21 protein-coding genes are annotated in these 23201 nt (G+C 54.7%); 10 read left to right on the top strand and 11 right to left on the bottom strand.

The window, feature by feature from the left end:
• Nucleotides 1-62 precede the first annotated feature (62 nt).
• From RC85_RS13155 to RC85_RS13130, 6 genes are all read right to left on the bottom strand, one after another.
• Complete coding sequence (locus tag RC85_RS13155; protein WP_068263417.1) at nucleotides 63-1334, bottom strand: hypothetical protein; 1272 nt, start codon at nucleotides 1332-1334, stop codon at nucleotides 63-65.
• Nucleotides 1335-1395: 61 nt separating this feature from the next.
• Nucleotides 1396-2901 (bottom strand): quinol:electron acceptor oxidoreductase subunit ActD, encoded by a 1506-nt coding sequence (locus tag RC85_RS13150; RefSeq protein ID WP_235033377.1) that lies wholly within the window; start codon nucleotides 2899-2901, stop codon nucleotides 1396-1398.
• Entirely contained in the window at nucleotides 2901-4313 is a 1413-nt protein-coding gene (gene nrfD, locus RC85_RS13145) for an NrfD/PsrC family molybdoenzyme membrane anchor subunit (RefSeq protein ID WP_068263414.1), read from the bottom strand. The genes RC85_RS13150 and nrfD overlap by 1 nt, the downstream gene beginning before the upstream one ends.
• A gap of 69 nt (nucleotides 4314-4382) precedes the next feature.
• Nucleotides 4383-7739: a TAT-variant-translocated molybdopterin oxidoreductase gene (locus RC85_RS13140; protein ID WP_084422628.1), complete on the bottom strand. Its 3357-nt coding sequence runs from the start codon at nucleotides 7737-7739 to the stop codon at nucleotides 4383-4385.
• An 80-nt stretch (nucleotides 7740-7819) separates the two neighbouring features.
• Nucleotides 7820-8509: a cytochrome c3 family protein gene (locus RC85_RS13135; RefSeq protein ID WP_068263413.1), complete on the bottom strand. Its 690-nt coding sequence runs from the start codon at nucleotides 8507-8509 to the stop codon at nucleotides 7820-7822.
• A gap of 320 nt (nucleotides 8510-8829) precedes the next feature.
• The gene (locus RC85_RS13130; protein WP_068263412.1) at nucleotides 8830-9294 is read right to left on the bottom strand and encodes a RidA family protein; all 465 of its coding nucleotides are present in this window, start codon (nucleotides 9292-9294) and stop codon (nucleotides 8830-8832) included.
• Nucleotides 9295-9361: 67 nt separating this feature from the next.
• Between RC85_RS13130 and RC85_RS13125 the strand changes: the two genes are divergently transcribed.
• The gene (locus RC85_RS13125) at nucleotides 9362-9814 is read left to right on the top strand and encodes a hypothetical protein (RefSeq protein WP_068263411.1); all 453 of its coding nucleotides are present in this window, start codon (nucleotides 9362-9364) and stop codon (nucleotides 9812-9814) included.
• A 58-nt stretch (nucleotides 9815-9872) separates the two neighbouring features.
• On the opposite strand, the gene RC85_RS13120 is transcribed toward RC85_RS13125, so the two are convergent.
• The 5 genes from RC85_RS13120 to RC85_RS13095 all read right to left on the bottom strand — a co-directional run bounded on the left by RC85_RS13120 (nucleotide 9873) and on the right by RC85_RS13095 (nucleotide 15616).
• Nucleotides 9873-10193 (bottom strand): DUF1559 family PulG-like putative transporter, encoded by a 321-nt coding sequence (locus RC85_RS13120; RefSeq protein WP_068263410.1) that lies wholly within the window; start codon nucleotides 10191-10193, stop codon nucleotides 9873-9875.
• Nucleotides 10194-10553: 360 nt separating this feature from the next.
• Nucleotides 10554-12524, bottom strand: a complete 1971-nt coding sequence (locus RC85_RS13110; protein WP_068263408.1) for a hypothetical protein — start codon at nucleotides 12522-12524, stop codon at nucleotides 10554-10556.
• Between the two features lie 5 nt (nucleotides 12525-12529).
• Nucleotides 12530-13042, bottom strand: a complete 513-nt coding sequence (locus RC85_RS13105) for an RNA polymerase sigma factor (RefSeq protein ID WP_068263406.1) — start codon at nucleotides 13040-13042, stop codon at nucleotides 12530-12532.
• 209 nt (nucleotides 13043-13251) lie between these two features.
• Entirely contained in the window at nucleotides 13252-14199 is a 948-nt protein-coding gene (locus RC85_RS13100; RefSeq protein ID WP_149752902.1) for a calcium-binding protein, read from the bottom strand.
• A 202-nt stretch (nucleotides 14200-14401) separates the two neighbouring features.
• A complete protein-coding gene (locus RC85_RS13095; protein ID WP_068263483.1) occupies nucleotides 14402-15616 on the bottom strand; it encodes a DUF1559 domain-containing protein in 1215 nt (404 codons plus the stop codon).
• A 70-nt stretch (nucleotides 15617-15686) separates the two neighbouring features.
• Between RC85_RS13095 and RC85_RS13090 the strand changes: the two genes are divergently transcribed.
• From RC85_RS13090 to RC85_RS13050, 9 genes are all read left to right on the top strand, one after another.
• Nucleotides 15687-16718 carry a type II secretion system F family protein gene (locus RC85_RS13090; RefSeq protein ID WP_084422625.1) on the top strand — a complete coding sequence of 344 codons (1032 nt, stop codon included), beginning with the start codon at nucleotides 15687-15689 and terminating at the stop codon, nucleotides 16716-16718.
• Nucleotides 16715-17506: a hypothetical protein gene (locus tag RC85_RS27475; RefSeq protein WP_068263399.1), complete on the top strand. Its 792-nt coding sequence runs from the start codon at nucleotides 16715-16717 to the stop codon at nucleotides 17504-17506. Before RC85_RS13090 ends, RC85_RS27475 begins: the two co-directional genes overlap by 4 nt.
• A gap of 2 nt (nucleotides 17507-17508) precedes the next feature.
• Nucleotides 17509-18798: a type II secretion system F family protein gene (locus RC85_RS13080; protein ID WP_160148179.1), complete on the top strand. Its 1290-nt coding sequence runs from the start codon at nucleotides 17509-17511 to the stop codon at nucleotides 18796-18798.
• A complete protein-coding gene (locus tag RC85_RS13075; RefSeq protein WP_084422623.1) occupies nucleotides 18795-19190 on the top strand; it encodes a type II secretion system protein in 396 nt (131 codons plus the stop codon). The genes RC85_RS13080 and RC85_RS13075 overlap by 4 nt, the downstream gene beginning before the upstream one ends.
• Nucleotides 19187-19681, top strand: coding sequence for a prepilin-type N-terminal cleavage/methylation domain-containing protein (locus RC85_RS13070; RefSeq protein ID WP_068263398.1), 495 nt, complete (start codon nucleotides 19187-19189; stop codon nucleotides 19679-19681). The genes RC85_RS13075 and RC85_RS13070 overlap by 4 nt, the downstream gene beginning before the upstream one ends.
• A complete protein-coding gene (locus RC85_RS13065) occupies nucleotides 19678-20130 on the top strand; it encodes a hypothetical protein (protein ID WP_084422622.1) in 453 nt (150 codons plus the stop codon). Before RC85_RS13070 ends, RC85_RS13065 begins: the two co-directional genes overlap by 4 nt.
• A 17-nt stretch (nucleotides 20131-20147) precedes the next feature.
• On the top strand, nucleotides 20148-20993 hold the full coding sequence (locus tag RC85_RS13060) for a DUF1559 family PulG-like putative transporter (protein WP_084422621.1): 846 nt from the start codon (nucleotides 20148-20150) through the stop codon (nucleotides 20991-20993).
• On the top strand, nucleotides 20993-21778 hold the full coding sequence (locus RC85_RS13055; RefSeq protein ID WP_068263397.1) for a hypothetical protein: 786 nt from the start codon (nucleotides 20993-20995) through the stop codon (nucleotides 21776-21778). The genes RC85_RS13060 and RC85_RS13055 overlap by 1 nt, the downstream gene beginning before the upstream one ends.
• Before the next feature lie 126 nt (nucleotides 21779-21904).
• Nucleotides 21905-22867, top strand: coding sequence for a carboxylesterase family protein (locus tag RC85_RS13050; protein ID WP_160148177.1), 963 nt, complete (start codon nucleotides 21905-21907; stop codon nucleotides 22865-22867).
• The last annotated feature ends 334 nt before the right edge of the window (nucleotides 22868-23201 follow it).

Below are 23201 nucleotides of genomic sequence, written 5' to 3'. Positions count from 1 at the left end.
CGTCATCGCGACGCAGCGATCAGCGAAATCAATCGCGGCCGGAAAAAGCCGCTGGTTTCATACTAAACGTTCTCGAAGGCCATCGATTCGGCCAACCTTGGATCACGAACGGCAACGACTTTCGATCCGCCGGCGACTCGGAAAAGCAGTCCCAGCATCAAACCAACCATTCCAACAACACACATGACGCTGGCGGCGACCGCGATGGGCGTCGTCGCAGCGGGGGCTGAATACGGCACCGCAGCGTGGGCTTCGGGCATGATCATCCAAAACACATCAACGTAGTGCATGATCAGCAAGTATCCGGCCCAAAATGCGATGATCGCAGGGCGACGCCGGACAAACATGCTCATCAAGCCCATAAATGGCACGATCCAGTGGAACACCACCAATGCGATCGAAACGTATTCCCAACCTGCTTCCTGCCGATGATAAAACCACTCGGTTTCTTCCGGAATGTTGCCGTACCAAATCAGCAAAAACTGGCTGAACGCGATGTAGATCCAAAACAGCGTAAAGCCGAACATCAGCTTGCCTAAATCGTGGTAGTGTTCCACGGTGACCTCATCACGCATCGCGCCTTTCTTTTGCAACAAAAACGCGGACAAGCAAATCAGACAATGTGCTGACAAAATCGAACCGGCGAACAGGTAAACGCCAAACATGGTCGAAAACCACATCGGTGCCAGACTCATCACCCAATCAAACGCGGCCATGGTTGTTGTCAACGAAAACAGCATCACGGCGGGGCCCGACCAATACTGCAACCGATCCGTCACGCTGCGTTGACCGGTTTCGTCCTGCTCGGTGCTGCCGCGGTAAAAGTAAACCGCCAAGCCGATCCAAATCGCGAAGTAAATCACGGACCGGAACATGAACCAGTACTGATTCAACCAGCCGGCCTTGGCTTCCCAAACGTTGGCGTTCAGATGGTTCGCCACGGAGTATTCAGGATCATCCCATCGGTAAAGCGTCCCTGATCCGGTGAGCAGACTCATGACGATGGGAATGAACAAAATCGCGAGCGGTACAATCATCACCATCACCAGCTCGGCGATCCGGCGAACAACCGTGCTCCAGCCCGCACGAACTAAGTGCTGAATCAGGACAAAGAACAGGCAACCGATCGTCAGCGTCAAACAATAGATGAACGCAGCTAGGTAAGCCGACATGCCGACTTTTTCGGAAACCATAAAGTTGGCAATCGCCCAGCCAGCAATCATCAAGATCAAGCCGCCGCCGCACAGCGGAACGCTCAATGCGGACATCGAAGCTGGCAACTTGAATGCCGGATCGTCAGCGGGTTTGACTACGGGTGCTGGGTGATGAGACATCGGAAAATCGATTCAAATGAAATTGGTTGGGTCTGGAAAGAATCAGTTGGTCGCCGCGGCGTTAAGCTGATTCGTCTTTCGCATCTTCGCTGGTTTCAGCATCGCTGGTGTCAGCATCGGTTTCCTCTTCCGCAGATTCGGCACCCGCATTGGCCTTATCGGCTTCCGCCTTCAAAGCCGCTTCCACCTCTGCTTGCTGCTTCTTGATCTTTTCAAGCTGGTCCTTCGGCACCAAATCAATCGACGCATCTTGGCTTCGCTGCAGAGCTCGGACGTAAGCCACAATTGCCCAACGGTCTTCGGCTTTGATCTGTGCCGAGTAACCGGGCATCTTGCGAATGCCGTTGCTGATCGTGCTGAAAAGCTTGCCATCGGGATAAACATCCGCATGCAAGCTGGCATCGTGCAGTTTGGACGGCGGCACCCAAGTCGCGGCAAGAATTCGCTGAGCACGGCGATTGACCAAACCGTTTCCACCACCGTTTAGGCCGTGACAAACCGAACAGTAAATCCCGAATTGCTGCTTGCCACGCAGCAAGGTTTCTTCAGAAACATCGACCGGGTTGTCCGTCAACCAAGGCGTCGTATCCATCACACTCTTGGTCGTTTCAGGTGCCGATTCTTCTGATTCGCTGGCACTTTCGGGCTGGTCATCATCCAACATGCGTACCAAACGCTCAGCACGAACGCCATCAATGCTGGCCATCGCGTCCATGTCGATTCCGGTTCGGAAATTCACGTCATGCTGGCCACGAGCAACCGTGCCGGGAACGTCCGGACGCATCGCACGCGTGTCCGCAAACAAGGTCGTGTTTTGCTGAGCATCTTTCGACGGTGAAAAATCCATGTCAAAGAAGATGTGGAAACGAGGCTGATCACTGTTGGTGACCCGCATCTTCAAACCGATCAGCAGCGGAATGATTGAAACCGCTGCGACGGCGATCCAGACTTTGTACATGAAGCCCGGAATCTTTTTCTCTGAATCGTCTTCGACGACCGACTGGATATAGTCGCTGCCGAATTCACCGAACAGCTTCTCAACACCAGCCTGGTTGTACTTCGGATCCTTGGCGTCGATGTACAAAAAGAAACGGTCATCAGTCACACGATCGAAACGCGGATCGGTGAACACCGGGTTACTGAACTTTGGCAGCCCGTTCAAGATCCACATTCCAAAGAATGTACCGAACGATGCAAACAAAATCGTCAGCTCAAACGCCACTGGAATGAACGCCGGCAACGAAATGTAAGGCTTGCCCGAAATGATATACGGGTAATCGATCGCGTTCATCCAGATCTGCATCGTCAACGCGACTGCGGTTCCGGTCAATCCGCAAACCAAAACGATCCAAGGCAAAATCGTCGGCTTGATGCCAAGCGCCTTGTCGATCCCGTGTACGGGGAACGGCGTGAACGCGTCGGTTTTTTGGTAGCCCGCGTCACGGACCTTGCGGCATGCGTCCATCAACGAATCGACGGTCGTGAACTCCGCAACCGTTCCGTGGACTTTCTTATCGCCAGACACCGTGTTCATGCTCGTGTCGTTGCTGTCAGTGTTGTCAGACATTAGTGCTCCTCTCCGTTTGAGTGAGCGATGTGAATTTGCTTAGCCAAAGTTGCCTTGGTTTCAGCCATGTTGATGATTGGCATCAAGCGACAGAACAACAGGAACAATGTGAAGAACATCCCGAACGATCCGATCAACATCGACCAATCGACCCAGGTCGGTTCAAAGTATGCCCAAGCACTGGGCAGGTAATCGCGAGACAAACTGGTGACGGTAATCACGAATCGCTCGAACCACATTCCGATGTTCACAAAGATGCAAATCAGAACAATGATCCATGGCGTCGTGCGGAATTTCTTGATCCAGAACAACTGCGGACTAATCACGTTGCAAGTGACCATCGTCCAGTAAGCCCACCAATAAGGTCCGAACGCACGGTTGGTGAACGCGAACTTCTCTTCGCGTACTTGACCGTACCAAGCGATAAAGAACTCGGTCCCGTATGCCAGGCCGACCAGCGACCCGGTCGCAAGGATGATCTTGCACATGTTGTCCATGTGGCGAATCGTGATCAGCTTTTCCAGGCCCAACATCGAACGGGCCGGAATCATCAGCGTCAGCACCATCGCGAAACCGCTAAAGATCGCTCCTGCAACAAAGTAAGGCGGGAAGATCGTTGTGTGCCAACCAGGAACCTGCGAAACCGCGAAGTCAAACGAAACAATCGTGTGTACCGACAAAACCAGCGGTGCGGCGAAGGCGGCCAGCAACGCATAAGCCTTTTCGTATCGCATCCAGTGACGCGACGAACCCGACCAACCAAGCGACAGCAGCCCATAAGCCATTCGACGCCATTTGTTTTTCGATCGATCGCGGAAGGTTGCCAAGTCGGGCACCATTCCCATGTACCAAAACAACAACGACACGGTGCCGTACGTACTGACGGCGAAAACGTCCCATAGCAATGGACTGCGGAACTGAGGCCACATCCAAAGGTTCAAACTCGGGTACGGTGCGAGCCAAAATGCGAGCCAAGCACGACCCACGTGGATGCCGGGGAAGGTTCCCGCACAAACCACCGCAAAGATCGTCATCGCTTCGGCAGCACGGTTAATACTTGTCCGCCATTCCTGACGAAACAGAAACAAGATTGCACTAATCAGCGTTCCCGCGTGACCAATCCCGACCCAAAACACGAAGTTGACAATCGGCCAACCCCAGAAAACGGGCGAACGGTTACCCCAAACTCCAACGCCTTCATAAAGCAGATAGAGAATGCAGACAACGAACCATTGCAAAACCAAGAACGAAATCAAGAACCCGATCACCCAAGCTTTACTTGGTTTGCGTTCGGCGACCTGGCACACCGTTTCGGTGATGTCATGGTAGGTCGTATCACCGAGAACCAGCGGGGCGCGTTCGCCCGGTCGTTCGACAGTGTTATCCAATCCGTTGGGAATGGCGAGGGACATGAATGATGCAGGGGTGAGGAGGAGGTGTTAGGTATTAGGCGTTAAGTTTCAGGTCTTAGGTTTGGTTGCCTAATGATCTTCGTCGTACTTGTGGTCGTCGTGGCCATGATCGCCGTGCCCATGATCACCGTCGCCGTGCAAATCATGTGACTGGTCGTGTTCGTTATGGTGCGGCGATTCCAAGTCAGCAAGATATTCCAACTGGAACGTCGTCATCAAACGCTTGGGTGTATTGCGAACGCGAGCCAAATACTCGGTGCGTGGCTTGACGTTCAACTGTTCCAACATGCCATAACTGCGAACATCTTTGCGTTTCTTCGCAACGATTGATTCAGGATTTGAGATGTCGCCGAATTCAATCGCACGAGTCGGACAAGCCGACTGACAAGCCGTAACCACATCGCCTTCTTGGATCCGACGATCTTCCTTACGAGCGGTGATCTTGCCCTTTTCAACTCGCTGAACACAGTAAGTACACTTTTCCATGACGCCACGACCGCGAACAGTCACGTCGGGGTTCATGACCAGCGATTGCAATTTGCGGTTCGCGTTTTCGATGTTGCCAGGGAAAGCGTCAACGCCGTAACCCACGCCGATTTCTTCGTTGTAGTTGAAGTAATTGAAACGACGAACTTTGAACGGACAGTTGTTCGCACAGTACCGAGTTCCGATGCAACGGTTGTAAGCCATCGCGTTAATGCCTTCGTCGGTGTGAACCGTTGCCGCGACAGGACAAACCTGTTCGCAAGGTGCGGTTTCGCAGTGCATGCAGGCAACCGGTTCTTGCACGACATCAGCAAAATCTTCGTCGCCGCGGAAGTAGCGGTCAATGCGAATCCAGTGCATTTCGCGACTGTTCAGGATCTGCTCGCGACCAACAATCGGCACGTTGTTTTCACTTTGGCAAGCGATCACGCATGCGTTGCAACCGGTACACTTGGACAAGTCAATCGACATGCCCCACTGAGGCAGGAATTGCAGGTCTGGATCATCTTCGATTTCGTTGATCGGTTCACGCCAAGGCGATCCGGTCTTGCCAACATGCGGAACGTGCGGGCCCATCGCTTCGGCAAACTCCGGCACCTTTTTCATCAAGGCAACCGTGCCTTCGCGAACCAGCGTAAAGCTTCGACCGGCGGTTTCTTCGCGACCGCGTTCATCGATCGCCCAGTGATCCTGAGTCGTTGCAATGTCAACTTCGCGAAGTCGCGGACGACCTTCGACACCAGTTTCCAACAGCATCGCATCGGACGTTCGCATCGGCGAAACATCAATACCGACCACGGGAATATCACGCTCAGTGAATCCGCCGACCGCACCGACGCGTGTTCGACCGTAACCAAACACAAGCGACACCACGCCGGGAGCACAGCCTGGCATTTCGTAAACAGGCATTTCGACTTTGCGATCGCCACTTCGCAACGCAACCACCAATTCGTGCTTGACGCCCAAAACCTTCGCTGTCTTGGGGCTCATGATGGCGGCGTTATCCCAGCACATCTTGGTCAGCGAATGCGGCATCTCTTGAAGCCAACCATTGTTGGCAAACCGGCCATCCAAAATTCCGTCAGCAGGCACATACAGAATCTCCAACTGATCCTTATCCGCATCGCTGGCGGCAACCGGCCCTTCACTCGGAAGTTCCAGGTCAATGTCCTTCGCCGACAATTCACTATCGCTGGCAACCAGATCTTTCGCAAATCCATCGTGCAGCAACTTGCCCCATTGGCGATCACTCAGCGATCCGCCCATTAAATCAGCCGTCTTGCGAACAACTTCATCGCCCGCGGTCTCTTTCTCGCCAAGCATCAACGCCAGCACTTCGACCACTGCACGCCCACCAAGCAGCGGCAAAATTTGCGGTTGACAAACGCCATAGTTGCCATGGGAATCGATCACGTCACCCCAGGATTCCAGCGGGTGCGCCAGCGGCAACGACCACTCGCAGGCAACGCCGGTTTCGTCGTCGTATTCGCCCAAGTAAATCGAATGTTCCAGCTTGCCAATCGCACCTGACAAATCAATGTCACCAGGAGCGGTGAAAACCGGGTTGTCGCCGAGAATCAACAGAGATTCAACGTCGCCCTTGTCAATCTTGGCAACCAATTCCTGCAACGATACAGCATCAGAAAGCTCTGCATCGGCCGCGGCGCGATACTGAATCGCCTTGCCAAGCGAGCCCAATTTCTTGTTCATCGCGATGCCGGCGGCGATCGCATCTTCACCCAACGCATCGCCCACGATAACAACGGCCTTGTCACCAGCATCGGCAATGTCGTGAGCCAACTGGTCCAAGAACCGTTCCAACCGTGCATCGGGTTCCAGCAGATCAAACGAGACCGTTTCGTCACTGTGATCATGCTCTTCAGTCTTCAGCGCCTCGACCCTGCGGCCCAATTCAGCCAAGAACGCCAACATCTGGCTAGGCTGCAGCGGCAGTCGCGTGTCTGCACTGGAACCGGTGATCGTGTAGTTGCCTTCGACTGCATACAGCCGATTCATGTTACCTTCGACCGCATCACGGCGTTTCGCGAACCCGGCTGCCGTGTTGATCATGCCCGAGTCATTACCCAGAATATCCGCCTGCAACGTCACCACGACATCGGCCTGTTCCAAATCAATGACCTGATTCGCAGGCTTGCCAAACACCTTCGCAGTTGCCGCTCGCATCACGCCCGCACTGACCGCGTCGTACATCGCCAGCGTCATCTTCGGCAAACGTTTCTGCAATTCGGACAACAACCGAGCGGTCGTCGGCGAATGCGTGGGCGACATCAAAATCGCAAACTTGGATCCACCGCCATCACCTTCGCTCGCCTTAACCAAGCCCTTGGCGAAGGTTTCAAACACGTCCCATTCAACATTTTCGCGGCGATCGGTACTGCGACGCAGCAGCGAGGCATCGTCGCCGCGGGCGCGATCGGGATCGTAGAGCCCCAGCACGGAAGCCTGTGAGAAAACATCGGTACCGCCGCCGGCAGGATGTTCTGGATTGGGCTCGATCTTTAGCGGGCGGCCGTCAAAGCAAGAAACCAGCAAGTTGTAAACGCGGCCAGCGAGCTCGAAGTTCGTCGCACGACTGTACGTTTCGCCTGGCACGCGGCCTTCGGGGCGAATCACAAACGGCAAGATCTCTTCTTCGGGGTATCGGCAACCCGCAGCACCCACCATCGCCAGCGACGCACCCATCAACTGCATCCAGCGACGACGCGAAACGCCTTCGGGGAACTCCGACGCGGCAACAGGAAACTCGCGATCCAGATAAGGATCAAACCTCTCGCTACCACGCAACTCGGAAAGACTTCGCCAATACTTCGGCGGTGACTTAGGCGTCTTCGGTTCCGCCTTCTTATCTGAATCTTTCGCATCCAAACCGGGGCGGACCGACAGGGAATAAGTCGTCGGGGCTGAATCGTGAGCGGTCATATTGAAAAAGACAGGTATTGGGATGCTAAAAAAATCAAACGTCAAACATCGATGCCAGGGCCAGCGAGATTACCGAACCACTAGCGATGACAAACTGCACAATGAACTTGCGGGTTAATGTTGTGCTCTTTTCGCCATTTCGCAGCGAATTCAGCCTGAGCTTCCTCGCTCTCGAATTCCCAATCCAACTGGGTCACCTTATCCTTGGGACGAAGGTGCGGTTCGGGATTGCGGTGGCATTCGATGCACCAAGCCATCGAAAGCTCTTCGTGCTGATAAACCACTTCCATCTGATCGATCCGCCCGTGGCAACTCTTGCAACTGACGCCTGAATTGACGTGAGCGGCGTGGTTGAAATACACGTATTCGGGCAAGTTGTGGACTCGTTTCCAGCTCACGCTTCGCCCCGTTTCCCAGCTCTCGTGAATCGGCTTCAACTTGGGACTGGCAGCGTGGACCGCGGCCAGTGCAGCAACGCCCTGATCGTCCGCCGGGCTGTGGCAATTGATGCAGGTCGCCGTTGGTGGCACCGCCGCATGAGCCGCTTCAAAAACCGTGTTGTGGCAATAACGGCAATCCATTTTCAACTGACCCGCGTGAATCGCGTGGCTGAAAGGAACCGGTTGCTCGGGCTGGTAACCCACGTTCAGAGTTTGAGGGTCGGTCAACAGACCGCCCATCACTCCAGCGAACGCGCCACCTGCGGCAACTGCGACCGCAAGCATGATGAGGAAGGGATTAACCCAGCGTGGAAATAGAAACCGTTGCATGATTTTGCTTGTATTTTTGCCTAGGAAAACTCGGTACAGCCAAGCTGTTTCGAGAGTCCAACGGGCCGCGAAAAGCACGAGAGGAGGCCAGAAAAACCGAGCGAACTTGCCCGGGGCGGATAGTATGACCGTGGATGCCGTTTAAAAGCAATCCCGGCAACGTTCTGAGCGACATTCTGTCGCAGATTTCCACCCGTTGGCGCGGGGTTCGCATGGCTTTGCTCAATCCGAACACTGCGCTGACTCATCGAGCTCTATGCATCGACACTTTCAAGCGGCAACTTCACCCCTGAAAGTTACTCTGCGATTTCACTGTGCTTTTACTCTGCGATTTCAAATATCGCTTCGATCTCGACCGCCATCCCTGCGGGCAACGAGTTCGCACCCACGGCGCTGCGTGCCGCTACACCAAAGTCATCGCCAAAAACATCGCGAAACAATTCGCTGCATCCGTTGATCACCGCCGGTTGATCCACAAAGGTGTCCGTGCAGCGCACCAGCCCGAACAACTTCACCAACCGCCCAGCTTTGTCGAGGCTGCCCAGGTTCGCCTTCAACGTCGAAAGCATCGCCAGCCCCGTCAATCGAGCCGCGTCGTAGCCCGATTCAACATCCATATCCAACCCAAGACGACCAGTCACCAACGACCCATCCTCCTTCAACGGCCCATGCCCCGACAAATAAGCCATTCCCCCCGCCACCACCATCGGCCGATACAGCCCCAGCACTTTCGGAGCAGCAGGCAGGGTAATGTCGAGTTCTTTAAGTCTAGTTTCAGCGCTCATCAAAAAATTTCTCTTTCAGTGCCGGGAAAAGTAGGCCGGAACAAGCAAAGCGCAGTCCCGGCAATCAATGGATCAGGCAGTACGCAAGAAGCGCCGCCCTTTCACCCATCGTACACCGTCGCCGAATCAACCACCGCAGAGTCAAACAATCGAGTTCGCAGGCCGCGAGCAATCCTACTCGGGATCCACCATCCCTGGTGTTCTGAAAGGGAATCTTTTTGGCAAGACCATCGCGAACGGTCCGCCGCATTCACAAAACCTCATCCCCGCGCATCATGGTCTTGCCAAATTTCAGCAACCCAAACCCCACGCCAAGCAAAGCATTCTCAAGTTTGGCAAAAAATGGTGGGCAAAAATGTCCCCATCGAATTCAGTATTTTTCGCCCCTCATTTTTTGCCATCTTTACGACGCGGGACGGCGTCGCCCTTCGAGTTCAAGTGGGCCAAGTCTCGTTGTTTCGTCTCGCCGTTGGTTCACAAAGTTGAGGGATTTGTCTTTCCTTCGATCGGAACAATGTAGTCTGCCCCGCTGGTTGAACTTGGTCTGAACCTTGGCGGAACCAGTCGCGGTACGCTGCTCACCAGACGGCTTCGATCATTTCACCTTGGTTTCGCGTGCCCATCGCGCCCCACAGTCCAAAGGGACTCTCGGCACCGGGGGCGTATTCACCTTTGCCGTTTTCGACCACGGTTCCTTTCTCGAACCCGACGTCGATCGAATCGGTTATGAATTTGATCGACCCGTCGCCCATTGCGACGTGCGCGCCGCCTTGATGTCGGCTGCTGATAGTCAACGTACCGATGGTGGTTTCGTCGCCACCGAAACACCGTTCCGCGTTGGGCGGAAGGGTCGGTTTAGGAAAAGGGGAGCGGGGTAATTCATCGGTTTTGTTAGTCAATGCGGGTTGGGATTTCAGTGCTCAACACAGATTGGAAAACTGAGCTGCCCTGGTCACGACGCGTGGACGCAGGCCTACGACGATCCCGAATTGTATGCTTGGTTGCTGCAGCAAAAGTGGACCGAGATCGCGAAGTAGCCACGTGGTTGTTGCTCGATGTTTTTTTGCCAACGTGACTTGCTTGTTGGCATCGCAAATCATTTTCGCCAACCGGCACGCGCTCACGCCGTTGGCAGTTTGGCTTTGACTTCCAAGATGCCTTTGACCTTCGAAGCAACCAAAACGGTACCTGACACCTTTGACCACAGGCACCTTTGTCGACGTTGGTCTTGTTTCCGAGAATCAACGATCATCGTGAACCTATTGTTTCTGATCGCTAATGGTCCGCCATCTTGCTGCCGCTCGCGTGCGTACCGCACTATTTGCATCGATATCCAATCGAGGGCCGGCACCGTAGAACGCCACCAACAGATAATTGGCCGCTACTCGAGTCGCGGGATCTGCCGAAGTGAACAGGCCAAGCAGATTGTCTCGTTGGTTCGTTGTCGGACGATTGCCGGACCAAAGAATGACAAAGAAACTGCGAATGGTTTGCACCGCCCGAGGGTTGCGCACTTGATTGGCAATTCGCCTCCACAAACGTTCGTGTCGCGGGTCTTGTGGGGAAACCACTCGAAGGTAGTTCATCGCTGTCTCGCGAATCAGCGGATCTCGAGCCGTTATCAAACGCATGATGTTGTTTTCGTTGGACGCGACCAACCAGCCACGAAGTGTGGCCGCGGTAGGCCCGCGAACTGTGCCGGATTGCAAAGTTTGCATCATGGCAGCGGAAACGTCGTCACTCGATGCGATCTGTGCCAAAACAGTGCGACCGACTTCGATCCGGTCGATTCGTTGCCGCGTCCAACGCGGAAGTCGATCGGGAACTCCACCCGCAGTTTCGACAGCCCCTGTTGCGGCATCGATTTCCAAGCGAGTATCGGCGTACTGCTGATTCGCAATCAAAACGCCACGATCCCGGGTGTCGATTTGATAGCCGCGGTTGGTTCGGGACAAGACAAACGAATTGCCTTGACGGCTTTGAATCGGAACACTTTGTTGACCTGTTTCACTCAGTCGACCTGTTTCACTCAGTCGAATCGTTCGCTGGTTCGTCTCCATCATCGCGATCGAACCGTGCAGCAGTTTTATTGTTCCATCGCTGGCGAATTCGATTTCCGTATCAGCGGCGATCACCAGTTTGCCACCGCCATCGATCGAAGCGACGGCACGGCAAAGTGGCAGTGTTTTGATTCGGATCGGGCCAGCCAGATTCATCGATTCATCCTTCGCCACGCCACGAAAAACCGTTGACAGTTCCGATCGTGAATCGTCGGTCGAATGACTTTGACGCGTCTCCACCAACAAAAGCCCATCGATCTGATCCCAGGTCACCGCAAGGCTGGACGGTTTGACTTGCGGCTGATCCGTTTTCTTTTCCGCTGCCCCGTTGTCCTGCCTCACGCGCTTCGGCTCCGGAACCACTGCGACCTTGCCGTCGGAATCATCGTCGTCGCTTTGGGTCGAAACCGATTCCGGCGAGTCGCTTTTGCCACTTGATTCGCTGGCGATCATACCGTCATCTGGCACCGAGTTGCGTAGGGGGAAATCCGGCTGCTCCAACTGCTCCGACTGTTCCGGCTGCCCCAACTGCTCCGGCTGTATAGCGACTCGCGGCTCCATGTCTTTTTCTTCGCGAACGATTGCATCTTCATTGCTACCAAACCGGCTCCCCAGCCAAGTTCCCACGGCCAATAACGTGGTCGCGGCGACCAAGGCAACCGCGGTCGCCAGCAAACGGTTTTTGGAACGCGGCGGTTTTACGGGAACCACGGGAACAATTCGCACGCTGTCCAGCGCCAATGTATCGTTCGCCGTTGTCGCCTCTGAATCGTCCGATGGCGACCGCAGACCAAGCAAGCGTGATCTCAAATCCGCCGACAGTTGGTTTGTCTTGATTTCCTTTTGACTCTGGACTGCCGAAACGATTTCCATCACCAAACCAGGATCACGCATCGCGGCCTGTGTGATCGCTTTTGCTTTTTCTATATCGTCAAGTGTTCCATCGACATAGGCAGCCACATCAAACAAGGGAACTGGCGATGATTGTGCGGACTCGGGCACCGAATCGCTTTCGTACTGTGCCAGATCGTGGATGACTTGCCGCACCACCACGCCAAGGATTCCCTCGCCCGATGAGGTTCCCCTTTCGCGCACGGCTACCGCTTGATCCAAAGTGTTTTGGATCATTTGCAGAAGCGATTGACGATCGATGCGGTTACTAGATTTCATGGTTGTTAGGGAGATTCATCGGTGATCCATTGTCGCAGTCTTTGTTCGGCTCGACGAAGCGTGGTTCCGATCGAACCGATCGGTATTCCTGTTCGCTGGCTGATTTCCGCGTAGGTGTCGCCTTGTTGATAAAAGGCGACGACCAATTCTCGTTGCCGTGGCGGCAAACGGTCGACCAAAGTCAAAAGTCGCTGAATTTCTTCCTGGTCGATGATCCGTTGCTCCGCATCGACCGATTCATTGAAGTTCGTCAAATCGTCTATCGCGTCAGTTTGTTTCGTTTCGCGGGAGACGATCTGTGCAATCACGCGCCGCGAGACACGGGTCGCGATGACGGCCAGGTACGTTTGCAGCGTGCAACGTCCTTGAAAACTTCTCAGCACGGCCGCGTCTCTGGCCAACAGCGTCGTAAACACTTCCGCCGTCACATCATCAATCATCGACCAATCATTTTGTCGCCCAAAAAGTCTGGCGACTTCGATGATTCGGCTACGCACCAGCGGGCCGTATTGGTCCACCAAAAGCGACCAGGCCTGCGAACACCCCGAAACCAATTGCTGTACAAAAACAGCGTCGCCATTGCTACTAAAAACGACAAAATCCTCCGACGACTGATGGTCGCCGGAGGCATCGCTCTTTTGTTTAGAAACACGCGAAGGTTCGATCGTTTCGTAGTCCTTGGTTCGAGGAACTGAAAGACTGTTTGCTGCCGCTCTTTCAGTCCAGCTTAGATCAGCTCGGCGACCATTTCATCTACTTCATTGGCACTGAGGCCATCGTCCACCACGATCCGGTCCAGTCCATCGCTAATGATTTCGTCCAGCGAGTCGGCAAAAATGATGTCCATTTCGCCATCACGAGCGAGGAGGGTGTCCGCACCGCGTCCTCCATTAAGTGCGTCTTTTCCTTCGCCACCGATCAGCAGGTCATCGCCCAGGTTTCCTTGAATCCGGTCGTTGCCTTTTCCACCGAACAAGATGTCGTTGCCAGCGCCACCGCGAATGTGATCATTGCCTCGACCGCCGTGAACCACGTCGTTGCCCGCACCACCATTGATCACATCGTCGCCGCGATTGGTGTGACCGTACTGGCGAGCGTACGCCAATGGATCGGTCACGTCAGTCGGCAGCGAATTGGTACCATCGCCAAAGATCCAATCGTCCCCCGCACCGCCGTTCAATTGGTCGTTGCCCGCACCGCCAATCAAATAGTCGTTTGCCGGTCCACCAAAAATGCGATCGTGACCAGCACCGCCAAACAGAATGTTCACGCCGGCTCCACCCTGAAGTCGATCGTTACCGTCGCCACCTTGGACCCACGATGGCCCGCTGCCCGCTTGCAAAACATCATCGCCAGCTCCGCCGAAAACTTGCGCTGGCAAGTCGACATTTCGAGCAATCCGCACCACATCATCTCCGCCGCCTGCTTGCACACGAAGCAAATTGACCTCAGCGACATCAAAATCGTTGTGACGACCATCGATCGATACTCTCAATCGCTGATCACTGACTTGGGCGACCCAGACACGATTGGCATCCGCATCGCCGCTGATATCCAAGACACCATCGGAGGACAAGTTGATTGCCGCCGCCATAACACGGCGATTTTCCAGTGATTCGCCTCGCAAACGACGAGGCGATCGAGAACGGCAAGAAGAGTTTTTTCGAGAAGTCACAGCAGCGTTCCAATAAGGCGAAACCAACAAGCGACCCGAACAGTTCGGTTCGCACAAAGGGTTAGTGACAAAGGAGACACCCGCGCTTACAGATTTTTCAACAATTTTTTTAGCTCGCCGCCAGATACCGACGATTGCGTTTTCACCGCTCCCGATTCGACCTAGCGGTCGAGCCTTGGCGGAACCAGTGGCGGTACGCTGCTCACCAGACGTCTTCGATCATTTCACCTTGGTTTCGCGTGCCCATCGCTCCCCACACTCCAAAGGGACTCTCGGCACCGGGGGCGTATTCACCTTTGCCGTTTTCGACCACGGATCCTTTCTCGAACCCGACGTCGATCGAATCGGTTATGAATTTGATCGATCCGTCGCCCATTGCGACGTGCGCGCCGCCTTGATGTCGGCTGCTGATAGTCAACGTACCGATGGTGGTTTCGTCGCCACCGAAACACAGTTCAGCGTTGGGCCGAAGGGTCGTGTTGCAGCCGGTCATCAGCGGCATCGCGTCGGCCCAGCGAAAACCGCGTCCCGCCGCTGGGCTGCCCGGCAACTGAGCTGAAACACCGACACTGGAATTCAGGGACCAAAACTGCGGACGATTTGAATTGACCTGGCCGCGACACTTTTGAACATCATCCAGCACACCACCCGTCCAGCCATTTTGAAGCGACGGCTGAGTCCGAGTATCTGCGTCGCCCAAATCGGTGGCGATTTCGCCCAACATGACGGTCGTCGATGTGCCATCGGTGACATCATCCAGCGACGTCACCATGCGGGGAACAAACATTCCGCGACCGGTCGCTCGCATTTGTTCTTTACCGCTGGGCATCCATCGGCTTTTCGACACATCGTATCGCCAGAGGCCATTGTCCAATCCTTCGATTGCGTCGCCCAGGCACGCGGCGTAGTTGGTTCGCCCCATCGCTGGCATTCCAAACCCCGGATCGGAAGGGCAACGATAGGTTTCCGATTCGACCAGCCAGGGTTCGTATTCGGAAACCGACGGCGCCGGTCCCATGCTTGGATAAGGATAGGTCGCCAGGATTGGATCACCAACCTTGCCACTGCCGGGCGGATAACCTAGGTGTGGTTCGCTGATTCGGTTCCAGATGGGCGTTTTGCCGACAAACGGACTGATCGAAACCAAAAAGCTGAGGCGAAACTGATTGGTGTCGCTGGGATCATTCGCGTTACTGAACGTGCCGGTACCGTGCGGGGGCAGATGGTCGAATGCGGCATGGTATTGCAACGCACCCAGCGAGACCTGTTTCAAATTGTTGCTGCAACTCATCCGCCGCGCCGCCTCGCGAGCCGCCTGGACTGCGGGCAACAACAATCCGACCAAGACACCGATAATGCCGGTCACCACTAACATTTCTAGCAACGTAAATGCGTTACGATAACAGCGTGATTTCATAGTTGACTCAATGAACCCAGTGGGTCGCCACGCGGAAAGGCGATACAGAATTTTGTCTGCCAATTCTAACATGTCTGGTTCCAGTCTACCTGATGTCGTCGATCCGCAATCGCTGGCGATGTTGCTGGACGAAATCGCTGCGATGGCGGACGCAGGACGTTCGTTGACGACTGGCTTGGTTGACTTGGACAACAAAGCGATGGGCAAGCTTGCGAAGGCTGCCAGAGAAGTCGCCAACAAAATTGATCGTGGCGAGCCGCCGGCCCAATCCATCGCTTCGCTTTCGGCGCGATATAGCACGCCGATCTATGATGCCATGGAAACACTCGCTTGCACCGGATCGATCCAACCCATCATCGCCACGGCTTGCTTGATCCGCCGTGAACGTGAACACCGCGACCAAATGTGGTTCGCGATGATCAACCCGATGATCAACATCATCGTTGCCGCAGCCGTCGCATTCCTTGTGCTGCCGTGGATCATGATTTCGGTTTCTGAAAGCGAAACAATCAAGTCGGCGTTTTCACCGACGACGATGGAAATTTGCCAAAGGTTCGCACAGGATTTCTTCGTCGCAATGTTGGCAATCATCGCCGTGGTCGGCATCGCCGGCGGAGTGCTGTACTGGACTCTCAGCCGATCGAATCGACGCATCGATCACGTCCGCAATCATGCGACGTTCTGCGAGTGGTTGGCGATGCTGGTCAGTTCTTCGCAGAACACCATCGATGTTGGAAAAGCGATCCAGGGTGCCGCCAAAGTTGTCGGGCCAAGGTTTGCCGACGCGTGGGCACCCGCCGTGCAGCGCATCCAAAGCGGCGTGAATGACACGGCATCATTGGCGATCCCCGAATCAACACCAAAACCGGTGCAGCAATGCGTTGTCGATCTGGCATCCGGCAATCGGTTGGCAAACGAAATCACGAATGATTTGCGGCATCTCAGTGAACTGTACCAGCGGACAGCGGGGCGTCGTCGCGGTTGGTGGATCGAGTCGCTGCCGCGTTGGATTTCATCGCTGGTGATGATCGCGGTCATCTTTGTGATGATCCGCACCATGGTGATGCCGCTGCTTGATGCCGTCGGCGAGGTGGCGAATTGAACGCGATTAGCATTACCAAACAAGCCGAATTGGAAATCTGGCGAGACGTGCGCCGCGAAACTTGCCGGCGATTGACCAGCGCGATCACGATCGGGTTTGTTTATCTGTTAGCGGCACTAGCCGTCGGCGCGTTCCTGTTTCTAACGATCAGCGAAGTCGGCAACGATTTTGTCTATCTCGAAAACTGGGAAGAACGTGACCTGGGTTTGGGAACCATCGCAGGTGTCGCGAAGTGTTACCTCGGATTAGCCTTCGTTGCGATCGTCAGCTATGTCTTGGTGTTGTTGTTCATTCACCAAAAACTACCCGCTGATCTATCGCGGATCTTTCACGCGATCCCATGGGTTGGTTCCACGATTAGCATGATGGGGATGGCTGAATTTTGCGAATCGTATTATCGATCGATGCTGGCGCAGCGCACGGATGTTGATGCGCTGGCTGCGGCGTCATCCGATATCGGCGATCCCGTTTTGCGCCGATGGTCCAACCGGGCTGGCCAACGCGCCGATGCGGGACAACCGTTATCGTTGATCCTGCGATCGTCACCAATCGACGACCAACCTTTGTCAATTATCGCGGCTTTCATTAATCAAACAATATCATCCGATGAAGCGAAATCCATCTGGCATCATGCGGCAAGGGAATGTCACACATTGGTGCAATCCCGCCTGCACCGGTCGCTGCATTTTCTGCACTTTGGGTTCATGTTGACGTCCGTTGCCTTGGCGGCGCTTGCGATGATGATGTCGACCACCTTCATGGCCACCATGATCAACGGGCTGATTTGATCATGGCAAATTCGATAGAAGCCCTGATTGCTGCGATGATCCTTGCTCTGCTGGCAGGCACCTTTCGCACGATCAAACGAAACCTAAAACGACGACGACCAGCGGAATATCGCCCCCGCATGATTTTAGTCTTCGATGCAATCGAAAGCGTCCTTTGGATTTTGTGTCTGCTTGCCGTGTTGGCTGCCGCGCCACACACGGTGGGGATTCTGATCACGATTTTGTTTCTCGTTTCGCTTTCGATCGCTCAACACCTTCGGTTCCATGAAGAAAAGCAATCGCTGAACCGTTGGCTGCGAATTAGCAGCGAAATGGCTGCACCGGTTGCCCCCGTGGTCGCTGGTTTTGGCGAGGGATGTCGAAGTTCGATGATGCAACGATGCAGGCGGTTTGTCGCAAATTTTGATCTGGGGCAAACCTTCACCGATGCCGCCGGTCGATCAAAGTTGCCCGTCGATTCTGATACGATCGCAGCAATCATGATTTCAAAGTCAACGTCCGAGACGACGTCCGAGTCAACGCCCGAGTCGCCCGCGATCGATTCGCATGAAATGGAACGACGCAGGCACCAATCGACCGAATCGATGACGTTGGTCTATCAACAATTGACCTATGTGGTGGCAACAGTGCTGTTGGCTTGGCTGCTGGGACAAGTGATACGGAAAATCATGTTCGAATCGTTCGATTTTCTTCTGGCCGAGGCGAATTACCAGGGCGGGATGGATGCGAAAGTTAAGTCAGCGCTGCAGTGGACGGCGTCGATTGGCGATGTCGTTGTGGTGGTCGTGTTGGTTTGGTTTTTGGCATCGACTTTGGTCCGTTGGTTACCGTTTGGAACTGCACGATGGGTGCCATGGTTTGGGCGCAGTTCGATCGACCGATGGCGGCAAGATATTTTGGGCGCGATGCATCGAGCAATCCGGGTGCAACGGCCTGCCGATGAAATGTTGCTGTTTGCCAAACAAACGTCGGGCGTTCGCTGGGTTCGCCGCCGATGCGCCGCTGCCATCGAACGGGTGGATCGTGGCACGTCGCTTCCCACCGCTTTGCGACAGGCTGGAATGGTTTCGTCACGCCAAGAAACTTGGTTGGCAACCGCGACCAAGAACGGACACCTGGCCGATGCGATGCAGCGATTAGCCGAAGACATCGGCCGGCGACGCACCTTATCATGGCGGCTTCGCATGGCCTGGCTATTGCCGTTGGTAACCGTCGCCGTCGGACTGTATGTACTGGTTCACGCCGCCTACATTTTCTACTTCCTTAGCGTCCTCATTCGCGGTTTAGCATGAACAAGTTGATGTTCCGCAGTCATTCAGTTCAGCGACGCGACCGCGGTGGCTTTACGTTGCTGGAAATCGCGGTCGCGTTGGGCGTGCTGGCCGTTGCGACAGGTTTGGCAGTGCAGATGATTCAGGTGCAAATGAAGTTGGATCGATCATCGTTGCAGCATGTCGGTCACCAGATCGCGATCGACAACGTTGCCCAGAAATTGTCGGCAGTTTCGTTTGCCCAGCTTCCTGCAGAGGTTGATCGATTGTCTGCCGATCGGGAATCAATGTTTCAAATTCAAGCAGAGCCCTTTGACACGGATTCGCATACCGGATTGCATTTGACGATCTCCGGCAAAGTTGCCAACACGCAGGTCACGCGGCACCTTTGGCGATTGGAGCCGCAGCCATGACGGTCGTCGGCAAAGAACGATTGGGGGCCGATCGACAGGCCTACACATTGCTAGAAATGGTGGTGGTGCTTTCGCTGATGGGCATGCTGCTTGGCGGAACGGTGATGTTAATGACAGTGATTCGTCAAAGCGAACGTGACGCTGCCAAGGCATTGTTGCACCGACGCGAAATCGTTCGTTTCGCTGATGAGCTGCGCGGTGACGTCTTGGTTGCCAGCGATGTCCAGATTGCCGATGACCAAGTCACGATCGAACAATCGACGCGGGACAAGACCATCGTGTATCAAGCCGACGGCTTAACCATGATCTCACGAAGCGTTTCCAGCGGTGCGGATTCGGGCATTTCCAACGATACGTACACGGTCGGCCAACGATCTGAATTCAGTTCGACATCCTACCTTGACCGTGACGGCTTGGTCTGGACTTTGACCGCAACGGATCGACCCGATTTGGCGATCGAAATTTTGGCACTGCGAGGTGCCCGCCGATGATTGAATCTTGGACACACCGAAGTCGGACGAGGATCGCGGTCACGGAAATCGCCAGCGTTCAGACCAAGCCAACTGCCCCCTGGCGGGCCCAGTTACGATCGGGTTCGGCTGCATTGGTCTTCGTCTTGGTCCTAGCACTTCTGGTTGGCACATTTGCGACTTCGGTTGGCCGTCGGCAATGGCATTGGCGGCGTGCTGACCAAGAACGGCAAGTCATGATCAACCTGCAAGCCGCTATCGATGCAGTCATGCAAACGTCGGCTGAATCCGAAAGCGATGCGAGGTCAAGTTTCCGGCTTCCAGTGGACCCTGCATCGAATCACTGGATCGAAGTACGTCCCATTTCGCCGTCTGCCGCCCAATCCAATTTGGACCTTGGGTGGCAGGCGACGATGTTTCGCGGCGATCAGCCCGGTGCTTCGATCCGACGCCGATCCATTTCCCAATAACCCCACCGAGTCTTTCCATGCTAACCAAACGTCACGGCTTCACACTCGTCGAACTGTTGGTCGTGATCGCGATCATTGGTGTCCTGGTTGGGCTGGCAGTTCCGGGGGTGCAGGCGATGCGAGAAACGTCGCGACGTGCCCTGTGCCAATCACGGCTGGTGCCGATCAGCTTGGCAATCCAAAGTTACCACGATCGCTGGCAGCACTTTCCAGTCGGCACGATCAATGATTCGGGGCCGATCGAAAGTGCCCGATCAGGAAATCATCACAATTGGTTGGGCCGGATCATGGATCTGATGGACCAGCCCGTGATCGCAGATAAGATTGACCGAACCGTCAGCGTTTACGATTCGGTGAACGCACCGGTTTTGGAATTGAGTTTTCCGAGCGTGCATTGTCCATCGGCACCTCGCTATCCAGCCAATGCCAGCAGTTATGTCGGGCTGCATCACCCAACCGAAAAGTCGATCGACGAAAACGACCACGGTGTTTTCAGACTCAATGTTCCCGTCGCTCGCGAAGACGTGACCGATGGTTTGACTAACACAGCGTTTGTGTCCGAGAAACTGTCGAACCCCGATGACCTGGGTTGGCTCAGCGGAACGCGTGCAACCTTGCGAAATGTAGGCGGTGGTATCGCGACATCGGATGGTTCGTTTGCATCGCCGGCACCGGGGTTCGTTGGATCGATCGGCAGCTATCATCCGGCCGGTGTTCACATTCAGTTCGGTTCGGGTGAAATTCGATTTCAAACCAGCCAAACAGATCCGCGAGTGTTGCAGCAAATGGTGGATCGACGCGACGGTGGGCTGCCGCTGCAATATCAGTCGCTGGAAATGCAACGCCAACAAAGCGTTCAATAATGGATGCTGCATCGGATCGCGAAAACACCGATGTCAGCCTGCTAAGCTGGGTGGGCGTTTGGTCAGTTGTCGAGGTCTTGGCGATTGCGGCAGTGCTGGACGGAAGAATGCTAGGCACGCTGTCCAGCGAGTCGCAAACAATCATTGGCTTTCTGCTGGGAAGTCTATCTGCGGCTTGGATTGCCGTGGGCACCTGGTTGTACCTGATCGATATCACCACCTGCCAGCCGAGGCCACTGATTCGTCTGCGAATCGTCGTGGCATTGGCTTGGCTGGCTAACATCATCGTCTTTGTTTTTGTGACATGGCAGTCGCCTGTTTTGTTCGGGCGGATTGCGTTGATGGTGGTACTAGGAATCAGCGGCCCATTGATCGTTTGGCATTGGAATCGTCGCCGGATCAGCCGCCTTAGGTCGCACGCATCAAACCAACACAGCATTGGACAGTTGCTTTGGGTTACATCGATCTTCGCCATCGCGATTGCTGTTTTCAATGTTTTGGTTCGATCGTTTGAAATGACCAACGCATTCTCGGCACTCGCGGTTTCCAGCGGCGTCATGTGGTTGATGCTGCTATCGATCTTGCTCGGAAAATGGTGGTGGATGATTCTGTTTTCCACCCTGATGATGATCGCCCAGTTGATCGGGATTTCATCCATGGTCGACATGAATGGCCCTGCCCCTGACACAGAAATCTCGGTCAACATCGCCATGATTGCCGGCTTTTATCTCTCGGCAATTTTGTTTCTGTTGCTGCTGCGTTCCAGCGGTCATCGATTCCGGTGACAGTCAATCACCCAATGTCCCCCTGGGCTGACGAAGCCTCGCCAGCCAGAAAAGGTGTCAGGTACCAAAAAGTGAGAATAGGCAATGCGAGAATCTCCCAGGCAGCCAAAAAGGTACCTGACACCTTTGTCTCTATCATACCTACATGTCTCACGAACCCGCAGCGTCAGCAAGCGTTTCTTGTTGGGCGCGGGCGAAAAAAAGACGTACAAATGCACCGGATGGGATTCGCAGATCGCCGCGAATAGCATGGAGCGGCACCGCAGTTCCTTCGTCACTCAAGCAATCTCAATGAATTCACTCGCCTCCGTGTCTTACCCGGCGACGCATCGGCCGCGTCACCTTTGCCGGCTCGCCATCCATCTGATGATCGCGTCTTGCATCCTGCTGGCCAGTCTCCCGACGACGTCGGCAGCGGAAATGGTTTTGAAAACGCAGACGACCAAATGCGACCCACCGCTTCGCTATTGGATCTATTTGCCCGACGAAGTAACGGAGGTTGCACGGTCATCCAAGAAGGCGAAATCGTTTCCGCTGGTTTTGTTTTTGCACGGTGGCGGCGAGGGCGGCAGGAATCCGGAGAAAGTGAAGAAAAACGGATTGCCGAAACTGATCGCGCAAGGCAAGTCGTTTCCGTTCATCATGGTCGCGCCGCAGAACCCCAGCGAGACGCAGTTTTGGGACGACCAGCAATTGATCCGGTTGGTCAATGAAATCGAAACCAAACACCCGGTCAATCGTTTGCGTGTTTATCTGACGGGGCTCAGTCGCGGCGGCTATGGAGCTTGGCGGTTGGCGATCCAAAATCCGAATCGTTTTGCCGCCCTGGTACCTGTCTGCGGCGGCGGGCCAATGCCGTACATGAATCGCATCAAGCATCTGCCGATTTGGGTTTTTCACGGCGCGAAAGACACGGTGATCCCGATCAGCGAATCGCAGCGGTTGGTCGAAGCGCTAAAAAAGGCCGGCGGCGATGTGAAATTCACGATCTATCCGGATGCCGGTCACGACGCGTGGACGCAGGCCTACGACGATCCCGAATTGTATGCTTGGTTGCTGCAGCAAAAGCGGACCGAGATCGCGAAGTAGCCACTTGGTTATTGCTCGATGTTTTTTGCCAACGTGACTTGCTTGTTGGCATCGCAAATCATTTTCGCCAACCGGCACGCGATTACGCCGTTGGCAGTTTGGCTTTGACTTCCAAGATGCCTTTGACTTTCGAAGCAACCAAAACGGTACCTGACACCCCTGTCTTTCGCACCTTTGTCTTTCGCAAGAATTGAAGTTGATCTCTCTAGTGAATCGTCGCTGGAAACGGCAGGGCGATTGCGCCACGATAGGTAATCTGGGAGACTGAGCGAAGGTTCGTGTTTGGACGGCTGATTTGCAGTTGTCGGGCGAATCGCTTCGTACTGGTGACCTT

The sequence above is a fragment of the Rubripirellula obstinata genome, from assembly GCF_001642955.1.
In the GTDB taxonomy this organism is placed as follows: domain Bacteria; phylum Planctomycetota; class Planctomycetia; order Pirellulales; family Pirellulaceae; genus Rubripirellula; species Rubripirellula obstinata.
Note: the sequence above shows the minus strand (reverse complement) of the source record. Positions and strands in the feature narration are given on the sequence as shown.